Annotated in this window: 11 protein-coding genes; 2 read left to right on the forward strand and 9 right to left on the reverse strand. The window is 73.9% G+C overall.

Annotated elements, in window-relative coordinates:
* Window positions 1–12 precede the first annotated feature (12 nt).
* The 3 genes from ACPYN7_RS09155 to ACPYN7_RS09165 all read right to left on the reverse strand — a co-directional run bounded on the left by ACPYN7_RS09155 (window position 13) and on the right by ACPYN7_RS09165 (window position 2151).
* A complete protein-coding gene (locus ACPYN7_RS09155; protein WP_424347437.1) occupies window positions 13–705 on the reverse strand; it encodes a flavin reductase family protein in 693 nt (230 codons plus the stop codon).
* A gap of 178 nt (window positions 706–883) precedes the next feature.
* A complete protein-coding gene (locus tag ACPYN7_RS09160) occupies window positions 884–1435 on the reverse strand; it encodes a flavin reductase family protein (RefSeq protein WP_058874039.1) in 552 nt (183 codons plus the stop codon).
* Window positions 1436–1455: 20 nt separating this feature from the next.
* On the reverse strand, window positions 1456–2151 hold the full coding sequence (locus tag ACPYN7_RS09165; protein ID WP_058874055.1) for an alpha-ketoglutarate-dependent dioxygenase AlkB family protein: 696 nt from the start codon (window positions 2149–2151) through the stop codon (window positions 1456–1458).
* Window positions 2152–2372: 221 nt separating this feature from the next.
* On the opposite strand from ACPYN7_RS09165, the gene ACPYN7_RS09170 reads away from it, so the two are divergent.
* Together ACPYN7_RS09170 and ACPYN7_RS09175 are read left to right on the forward strand one after the other, a co-directional pair.
* Entirely contained in the window at window positions 2373–3392 is a 1020-nt protein-coding gene (locus ACPYN7_RS09170; protein WP_424347438.1) for an LLM class flavin-dependent oxidoreductase, read from the forward strand.
* A gap of 75 nt (window positions 3393–3467) precedes the next feature.
* Window positions 3468–4304, forward strand: a complete 837-nt coding sequence (locus tag ACPYN7_RS09175) for an SGNH/GDSL hydrolase family protein (protein ID WP_424347439.1) — start codon at window positions 3468–3470, stop codon at window positions 4302–4304.
* Between the two features lie 86 nt (window positions 4305–4390).
* On the opposite strand, the gene ACPYN7_RS09180 is transcribed toward ACPYN7_RS09175, so the two are convergent.
* The 6 genes from ACPYN7_RS09180 to ACPYN7_RS09205 all read right to left on the reverse strand — a co-directional run bounded on the left by ACPYN7_RS09180 (window position 4391) and on the right by ACPYN7_RS09205 (window position 9076).
* Window positions 4391–5038 (reverse strand): DUF3618 domain-containing protein, encoded by a 648-nt coding sequence (locus ACPYN7_RS09180; RefSeq protein WP_368827857.1) that lies wholly within the window; start codon window positions 5036–5038, stop codon window positions 4391–4393.
* Window positions 5035–5508: a phage holin family protein gene (locus ACPYN7_RS09185; protein ID WP_058874035.1), complete on the reverse strand. Its 474-nt coding sequence runs from the start codon at window positions 5506–5508 to the stop codon at window positions 5035–5037. Before ACPYN7_RS09185 ends, ACPYN7_RS09180 begins: the two co-directional genes overlap by 4 nt.
* Entirely contained in the window at window positions 5505–6314 is an 810-nt protein-coding gene (locus ACPYN7_RS09190) for a hypothetical protein (protein ID WP_424347440.1), read from the reverse strand. Before ACPYN7_RS09190 ends, ACPYN7_RS09185 begins: the two co-directional genes overlap by 4 nt.
* Window positions 6315–6453: 139 nt before the next feature.
* A complete protein-coding gene (locus ACPYN7_RS09195) occupies window positions 6454–7392 on the reverse strand; it encodes an SDR family oxidoreductase (RefSeq protein WP_424347441.1) in 939 nt (312 codons plus the stop codon).
* Window positions 7393–7555: 163 nt separating this feature from the next.
* Window positions 7556–8368 (reverse strand): alpha/beta fold hydrolase, encoded by an 813-nt coding sequence (locus tag ACPYN7_RS09200; RefSeq protein ID WP_424347442.1) that lies wholly within the window; start codon window positions 8366–8368, stop codon window positions 7556–7558.
* Between the two features lie 117 nt (window positions 8369–8485).
* Complete coding sequence (locus ACPYN7_RS09205) at window positions 8486–9076, reverse strand: superoxide dismutase family protein (protein WP_058874031.1); 591 nt, start codon at window positions 9074–9076, stop codon at window positions 8486–8488.
* Between the last annotated feature and the right edge of the window lie 189 nt (window positions 9077–9265).

The following is a 9265-nucleotide window of genomic DNA, read 5'->3' on the forward strand; positions in this document are numbered from 1 at the left end:
GGGCCCTGCCGCTCAGGCCTCGGGGTCCAGGGCGGAGCGGTCGTTGAGCTCGTGGAACCGGCGGCGGTGGTAGACGAGCGGGACGCCCGTGCCCTCGTGGCCGAGGACGTCGACCACGGCGGCGTTGAACACGAGGGCGGGTCCGGCCTTGATCCGGGCCAGCGGGACCGCGCGCAGGACCCGGGCGACGCTCAGCAGCCGGGGCTCCCCCGTCTCCAGGTACTCCCAGGGCATGTCGGCCCCGAAGCGCGGGGCCCCGGAGACCGCGAAGGACCGGGCGAGCTCCAGGTTCTCGGCGTCGAGGAGGTGCACCAGGAAGGAGTCGGCCTCGGCCAGCAGCGCGGCCGAGCCCTGGCGGGCCTGCAGCGAGAAGCCGAGGATCGGCGGGAGGACCGACACCGAGGACACCGAGGACGCCGTCAGGCCCACCGGCCCCTCGGGCCCGCGCGCGGTGATGATCGCGACCCCCGCCGGGTGGTGGGCGAACGCCGCCTTGAACGCCTCGCCGACGTGCTCGAGGTCCTGGAGGTGGTCGGCCGGGACCTCGAGGTCGGCGACCTCCGCGGCCGCGTGCTCGGCCGGCGCACCGGGCCGCGGGACCGCGGTCAGCCGGGGCTCCTCCGCCCCCTGCTCGGGCGTGCCGCCGGCGGGCGCGCCGTCGTCGTGCCCTCGGCCAGGTCGGCGTTCGTGCTGCTGGGCCGCCATGAGAGTCCTTCCGTGGAGAGCCGTGGGGGGATGCCGCCGGGACGGCCCCACCTGCCCACGCTAAGACCAGAACCGGTGCGGGAGACAATCGATTCCGCCGCTGACGGGGCTGGGGACACCCGACGTCACAGTCTTGCACGGACACCGTTCCCGTGTACGGTGCCCGCGGGTCACCGGGTCACCGGGTCAGACCGCGGTAGCCGCGGGCGTAGTGCACCAGCGGGTCGTCCGCCTGCGCCTCGGCGACCCCGCGGCCCATCGCGGTCACCTCGCCCACGACGATCCGGTGCGTCGCGGCGGTGTGCACGGCCACGGTGGAGAGCTCGAACCACGCCAGCGCCCCGTCCAGCACCGGCGCCCCCGAGTGCGGCGCGCGCCGGAAGGCCACGCCGTCCAGCAGGCCCTCGACGGGATTGCCCGGGCTCGCGAGCCAGTTGGCGGTCCCCTCCTGGTCCCGGCGCAGCACGGAGAGCGTCCACGCGCCGGAGGACTCCACGGCGTCACAGATCCGCCCCTCCTCGAAGAGGCTCACGAGCATGGTGGGCGGGTCGTAGGAGACGTCGAGGAAACCGGTCACGGTCGCGGCGACGTCACGCCGCCGGTGCCGGGCGGCCACGACCGCCACGCCGGAGGCGATGTCCGCGGCGAGCAGGCGGTAGGCGCCGACGTCCTCGGCGTCCGGCGCCGCCGGGTCGATCAGGTGGGCCGGTGCGGGGTCGGGGAGCTCCATGCCGCCAGTCTGGCACGGGCTCAGCGAACCGTGCCGGGCAGCCCCGTCATCCGGAGGGTGAGGTTCAGCCGCCCGCCCTTCATGCCCAGCTCGGCCGCCCCGGTGCCGGGACGGACCCGCGGCACCCCGTGGAACGCGTAGCGGGAGAGGCCGCCGAAGACGAAGAGGTCGCCGCTGCGCAGCTCCACGTCCCGGTACGGCGCCGAGCGGGTCTGCGTGTTCCCGAAGCGGAAGACACAGGCGTCCCCCAGGGAGAGGGAGACGATCGGCGCGGCGGACGCCTCGTCCTTGTCCTGGTGCATGCCCATCCGGGCGTCGGCGTCGTAGAAGTTCACCAGGGCGGTGTCGGGCCGGTAGTCCTGCACGTGCGGGCCGCCGGGCCCGTAGGCCTCCAGCACGGCACGGCGGCCCAGCTCCGCCAGCCACGGGGGCATGTCCGGTGCGCGCCGGTGCTCGCCGGTGCGCAGGTAGCGGTAGGGCACCCAGTCGCGGCCCAGCGTGGTGGAGCGCACCGACATCCGGCCGCCTCCCGGCAGCACCGCGTGGCGCAGGGGCGCCGGGCCCGCGGCCCACTCCCGGCAGCGGAGCACGAGCTCGCGCTGCTCCTCGGGCCCGAGCCACGCCGGGACGTGCACGGCGCCGGGCGCGATCTCGGCGCGCTCCCGCGGGAGCTCGAACAGCTCGGGCGCCGGGAACGGGATCGAGGGCTCGGTCATGCTGCCGAGCGTAGCCGCGACCGCCGACACCGCGTCCCCCGTGCCGCACGCCCCGGCCGGGCCCGGCGCACGGGCCCGGCGCACGGCACCGGCGTCGGGCGCCGGTGCGGGGCGCCGGTGCGGGGCGCCGGTGTGGGGCGCCGGTGTGGGGCCCGCCACGGCGGCCTACGGCCGAGAGGAGTAGCGTGGAGGGTCTCCCGATCCCCCAGGAAAGGTCCGCCGTGCCGCTGCCCCTGTCCGTCATCGACTTCGCCACCGTCCGCAAGGGCGCGTCCGTGGGCGAGAGCTTCGCCGACTCCGTCCGACTCGCCCAGCACGCGGAGCGGCTGGGCTACCTGAGGGTCTGGTACTCCGAGCACCACAACATGCCCACGATCGCCTCCTCCGCCCCGGCCGTGCTGATCGCCCACGTCGCGGCGCACACCTCCACGATCCGCCTGGGCGCGGGCGGGGTCATGCTCCCCAACCACTCCCCCCTGGTGATCGCGGAGCAGTTCGGCACGCTCGCCGAGCTGCACCCCGGCCGCATCGACCTGGGTCTGGGCCGCGCCCCCGGCACGGACCTGCGGACGGTGCGGGCCATGCGCCGCGACCCCTCCGCCGCCGAGCAGTTCCCGCAGGACGTCCGCGAGCTGCAGGGCTATCTCAGCGGCCGCTCGATCGTCCCGGGGGTCAGCGCCGTGCCGGGCGCCGGCACGGACGTGCCCCTCACGGTCCTGGGCTCCTCCCTGTTCGGCGCGCAGCTCGCCGCGGCCTACGGGCTGCCCTACGCCTTCGCGTCCCACTTCGCCCCCGACGCCCTGGTGGACGCCGTGGCCGCCTACCGGGCCGGGTTCCGGCCCTCCGAGCAGCTCGCGGAGCCGTACGTCATCGCGGCCGTCAACGTCATCGCCGCGGACAGCGCCGAGGACGCCGCCGAGCAGCAGAGGACCGCCCGCCGCGACCGGGTGCGCGCCATGGTGGGCCGCGGCCGCGAGCTGAGCGAGGCCGAGCTGGACATGGTGATGGACAGTCCCGCCGGGCAGCAGATCCTGCACATGCTGCACTGGTCGACGGCGGGCACGGGCCCCGAGGTCCGGTCCTACCTGGAGGACTTCGCGACCACGGCGGACGCCGACGAGCTCATGATCGCCCCCGCGTCCCCCACCCAGGACCAGGTGCTGCGCTCCCTCGACCTCCTGGCCGAAGCCTGGGCAGCCGGCGCCGCCCCGGACCTTCCGTCCCGGGCGTCCCGACTGTAAATTCAGGGAGTCGACGGCGTCCGCCGCCACGGCGCCGCCCCCGGGAGGCGCCACCGCTCCCGAAAGGTCCCCTCCATGCGCTCCGTCCCCGCCCGCCGCGCCGTCACCGCCCTGGCCTCGGCCCTCGCCCTCGCCGGCACGGCCGCCGCCCCTGCCGCCGCGGCACCGCGCACCGTCGAGGTCGTCAACCTCGGTGACTCCTACTCCGCGGCCTTCGGCACGGGCGGGATCCAGCAGGTCACAGGCCTCGACGGGTGCTTCCAGGGGACCGGACGGGACCACGTCGACGCGCTGGCCTCGCACCCGCGCGTCGAGGTGACCCTGGACGCGGCCTGCGCCGGTTTCGAGACGCACGAGGTACGGGGGCTCCTCGACGAGCAGCCCGTGACCGACGCCCTCGCGGACGCCGACGTGGTGACGCTGACCATGGGCGGCAACGACATCGGATGGGGCACCTTCATCCAGGTGTGCAGCGCCCCGTTCGAGGCCGCCCGCGGGCCGGCGGAGTGCGATGCCATGCTCGCGCAGGCACCGGCGCTCATCGCGTCCGCCGCGGCTTCCGCGGCCGAGACCGTGGCCGCCGTCGGCGCGGTGTCCGACGCGCGCGTCGTGGTGCTGGGCTATCCGCAGCTGTTCGACGACCGGCAGGACACCCCGCTGCTCTCCGCCGGGCGGGCCGCCCAGCTCAACGACTGGACGGACGAGCTCAACGCCGCTCTCGCGGCGGCCGTGGAGCAGGAGTGCGCCGTCTTCGTGGACGTCACCGACCGTTTCCGCGGCCACGGCGTCGGCTCGGCGGACCCGTGGATCCTCTTCGACCCGGAGAGCGAGCACAACCTGCACCCCACTGAGCGCGGCTACCTCTCCGGCTACTTCCCGGGACTCCTGAGCCAGGTCGCCCGCGCGCGCTGACCGGTGCCGGGCACGACACGGGCCCCGGATCGTCGATCCGGGGCCCGTGTCTTGCCCGGGCGCCCACTGAGCGCCCCGGCCAGGCGTCAGGCGTTCTTCGTCTCGTCCTTGACGGACTGCGCCGAGCCCTGGGCGGAGGACTTCAGCTGCTGGGCCTCGCCCTGGCCCTGGGACCTGACCTCCTGGGCCCCGGACTGCGCGGTCTCCTTGACGGACTGCGCCGCCTCCTGGGCCGGCTCCTTCAGGTCCTGGGCGACCTCCTGGGCCATGCCCTTCGCGGACTCGACCGCGTGCTGGGCGTGGGGCTGAACCCGGTCCGCCGCGTCGGAGACCAGCTCCTGCTCCTTCTGCGTGGAGGGCAGCAGCGAGCCGACGAGCCAGCCGGCGCCGAGGGCGATCAGGCCCGCGGCCAGAGGGTTGCCCCGAGTCTTCGCCTTGGCCGTGGCCGGGGCGTTCTGCACGGCGCCGCGGGCCTGCTCGGCCCGGTGTGCCGCCTCGTCCCGCACATCGCCGGCGGAGTAGCCGCCCACGCCGGACCGGTCGTCGGAAGAACCCATGACGCGCTCCCTCACTCCTTGCACCTTGTCCTGGACCGAGCTGCGGACCTTGTCCTTCTGCCGCTCGACGACGCGCTCGGGCGTCACCTTCTCGGCGACGGCGTCGACGTCGGAGCCGAGTCGGGCGCGGGTGGCCTCGATGTCGGCCCGGATCTGTTCGGGGTTCTGCTGGCTCATCGGTTCTCCTTCTTGGAGGGCTTCACGGTCTCCGGGATCTCGGTGACGGTCTCGCGGGTCAGGGGCAGCGGGTCCTGCGTCGCGTCCGTCATCTCCCGCTTGCCCTTGTTGAGGTTCTTCTTGCCGAGGGCGGCGAGGATGCCGGCGATGACGGCCCAGACGACCGCCACGATCACCGAGGCCCAGACCAGCCCCACGAGACTGCTCAGCGCCCACATGAGGGCGAGGGACAGGAAGAGCAGGACGAAGTGGCCGGCCACGCCGGCCCCGGCGAGCATGCCGGCGCCCTTGCCCGCGTCCGTGGCGGACTGCTTGGCCTCCTGCACCGTCTGCGTCGCCTCGGCCTTGGCGAGCGCGATCTCCTGCTGGATGAGGGTGGAGAGGTTGGTGCTCAGCGACTTGAACATCTCGCCGAGCGACTCGTGCTCCGCCCTGTCCTCGGCGTCCGAGGGAGGAATGGGGTGGCTCATCGAGGGTCGCCCTCCTGTTCCGGGTAGACGGTGCCGGGCACGCGGTCGGTGTAGGTGCGGGCCGCCTCGCCCTGCTCGTCGGAGCGGTAGGCGTAGGGGTCGGCCGGCGTGTAGCCCGAGGTCTCGGTCGCGGTGAGGTTCCGGTCGTAGCCCTGGTCGTAGCCGGCGCCCGTGGGGACTCCCGCCCCGGCCGGCGAGCCCTGGCCCTGTCCGCCCGAGACGCCGAAGTACTCCTTGGCGCCCTGGCGGTCGGTCGCGATCTCGTCGCTGTCCTTGACGCCGCGGGTGGCCCGGCCGGCGAGGAGGCCGATGCCGGCGGCCACGGCCAGGAAGGTGCCGGGGCGGCGGGCCGCGAACCGGCGGACGTCGTCGAGCAGCTCCCGGGCGTCCTTGTTCTCCAGCGAGGAGGCCACGGACTCCACACGGCCGGAGACGCTGCCCAGCAGACCGGTCACGTAGTCGGACTCGGGCTTCTCCCCGCGGGACAGGGCGTTGATCTCGTCGCTGACGGAGCGGACGGTGGAGGCGATGCGGTCCTGCTGCGGCCCCACCTGCTCCCGGAGGTCGCTCCGGAGCTGGCCGAAGAGGTCCTGCGCCTGGTGCGCCGCCTCCTCCTTGACCACCACGGCCTGGTCCTTGGCGGTCTCCTTGACGCGCCGGCCGGAGTCCGCGGCCTCGTTCTTCAGCTGGTTCGCCTCGGCCTTGCCCTGCTCCGCGGCGACGTCCTTCTTGTTGGAGGTGCCGGTCTCGGCCGGGTGGCTCGAGCCCGCCTCGTAGGGGGTCGGGTCATAGGGGTTGGTGGTCATGATTCCGCCTTTCTGGCACTTTTTCGTAAGTCCACTGATGGTGCAGGCTGGTCCCAGCCTAGGGCGAAGGCCGCGCGGGGCCAAGCCCTCCCGCCGGATCGATGCGCCTTCCGCGCGGCGATCCCGCGGCGGCGGGTCCTCACGGGGACGGGCTGCCGCCGTTGACGTTGAGGGTCTCGCCGATGACGTAGCTGGACTCGGGCGAGGCCAGGAACACATAGGCAGGGGCCAGCTCGGTGGGCTGGCCGGCCCTGCCGAGGGGCGTCGACTGCCCGAACTCCGGCAGCGCCTCCTTCGGCTGCCCGTCCGAGACCTGGAGGGGGGTCCAGAACGGACCCGGCGCCACGGCGTTGACGCGGATGCCCCGGGGTGCCAGCTGCTGGCCGAGGCCCTTGGTGAAGTTGTTGATCGCCGCCTTGGTGGACGCGTAGTCCAGGAGGTCCGGCGAGGGCTGGTAGGCCTGGATCGACGTCGTGTTGATGATGGAGGATCCCTCCGGCAGGTGCCGCAGCGCCGCCTTCGTGATCCGGAACATCGCCAGGATGTTGACCGTGAAGGTGTCGGTCAGCTGCTCGTCGCTCAGGTCCTCGAGGCGCTCGACGGCCACCTGCTTGCCGGCGTTGTTGACGAGGACGTCGAGACCGCCGAGGCCCTCCACGGCGTCCTCGACGAGGCTCTCGCAGAACCCCTTGTCGCTGAGGTCCCCGGGCAGGAGGACGGCCGTGCGGCCGGCCTCCTCGATGATCGACCGGACCACCTGCGCGTCGGGCTCCTCGTCCGGGAGGTAGTTGAGGGCCACGTCGGCGCCCTCCTTGGCGAACGCAATGGCCACGGCCGCGCCGATGCCCGAGTCCGCCCCGGTGATCAGGGCCTTGCGCCCCTCCAGGCGGCCGGTGCCGCGGTAGGAGAACTCCCCGCGGTCGGTCTTCGGCTCGAGCTCGACGTCCAGCCCGGGCTCGGGCTGGTCCTGCTGGGGGGGCTCCAGGACGGGGTAGCGCGTCACGGGGTTCTGGAACGTGAGCTGGTCCACCGCCTCGCGGTCGGCGTCCTCGGGATTCCTGCTGTTCGTCTCGGTCATGTCCACTCCTCTCGTCGTGCACTGATGTTGACAGCATACTGATCAGTGCCTCGGGATGACACCGGTTCTCTGTGGGAGAACAGAGCACCCCGGGCGTCCTGGGCGGACGGGGCCGCCCGGGACGCCCGGGGTGCGGGAGGGTGACGCCGCGGAGCGGCCCCGCTCAGGCCTCGAGCCCGCGCAGGAAGGCGTCCAGGGCGTCGTCGAACGCGGCCGGCTGCTCGATGTTCGGGGTGTGCCCGGCCCCGTCGACGACGACGAGCTCGGCCCCGGGCGCCAGCGCGGCCATCCGCCGGGCGGCCCCGCCGTCGAAGGCGTCGTCCGCGCCCACCACCACCAGCACGGGCAGCCGGGCGCCGCGGAGCAGCTCCGTGAAGTCCCGGCGCTCGGCGCGCCCGCGCATCGCCGCGGCGGCGCCCTTCGCGGGTGCGCTCTGCAGCATCGCGAGCACCTCGGCGGCCACCTCGGGGCGGGACTCCACCGTGAACTCGGCGACCATCTTGGCCAGCACGCTGCGCCCGTAGGCCTCCATGCCGCCGGCCAGGATGGCGTCCGCGGTGACGTGGCGGCGGCGCCGGCCCTCGGTGTCCTCCGCCTCGGGGACGGTGTCGTTGACGACCAGCGCGCGGACACGGGCGGGGTGGCGGTGGAGGAGCTCCATGGCGATCTGCCCGGACATGGAGAACCCGACGACGACCGCACGGTCGATCCCCAGGTGGTCGAGCAGGCCGGCGACGTCGTCGGCGAACTCCTCCGTGTAGACGATCCCCTCGGTGATCTCGGACCCGCCGAAGCCGCGCAGGTCGGGGGCGAGCACACGCCAGCCCCGGCCGGCGAACACCTCGACCTGGCGGGCCCACATGCTCCGGTCGTAGGCGTGACCGTGGAGCAGGAGCAGCACGGGCCCCTCCCCCCGGTCGGTGTAGGTCATGGTGACCCCGTTGATCCGGGCGGTGGCGGCACTGACGTCGGGCATGGTGGGAGGCCCCTCTCTCGGGCGTACGGCAGGAACGCTCCCAGGGTAGCGAACGGCGCCGTCCCGGAGGCGGTTCTCACCCGCCTGTGCGCGGGGCCCGGGAGGCTACCCCGGACGTCACTCGACGACGCCGCAGGCCAGCCGCGACCCGGCGTCGCCGGTGCCGAGCGTGTCCTGGTCGGGGCCGCCCGGGGCGTAGCGCTCCGGGACGTTGGCGTAGTTGTCGGGGCCGGAGTGGATCATCACGGCGCTGCCGTCGTCGTCGGTCACGAGGTCCTGGACCCCGAAGCGGTCGGTGACGGTCGTGAGGGAGCCCAGCCCGCCTTCGGTCACGTACAGGGCCGTCAGGTCCCCGGCGTGGCCGGGGTGCTCGGCGTCGTCCTTCCCGAGGTGGCCGCCGGCGGAGAGGAAGGCGCCCGTGCGGCCGGGATCCCCCGGCGCGCTGCTGTCCGGCTCGCAGAGACCGGTCTCGTGGACGTGCAGTCCGTAGAACCCGGGCTCGAGCCCCTGCACCTCGGCCCGGACCTCGGTGCCCGCCGAGACCTCCGAGAACGCGACGGTGCCGACCTCGTTGCCCTGCGCGTCCTGGAGGACCGCGCGGGAACCGGCCACCGCGGCCGCCGAGGACTCCTCGACGACGGCTCCGTCGTCCCCGCCGCCACCGCAGCCGGTCAGCACCAGCGCGGGAATCCCGATCGCTGCTGCCATGGTTCTGCTCCGCCGCACGGCTCCTCCTCGTCGTTGCCGGTCGATCCTCCTCGACCATAGGCCGTGGCCGGAGGCGGATTCAACGGAGCTGGACGAGTGCGCTGCTGCGGGGTCGTTAAATGCGGGGAGCCCCCGCACCGTGTGGTGCGGGGGCTCGACCCTTGTGTGGTGTGGTCCGGCGGTGTCCTA

This window comes from Kocuria sp. CH-021, from assembly GCF_049716185.1.
Lineage (GTDB): Bacteria > Actinomycetota > Actinomycetes > Actinomycetales > Micrococcaceae > Kocuria > Kocuria cellulosilytica.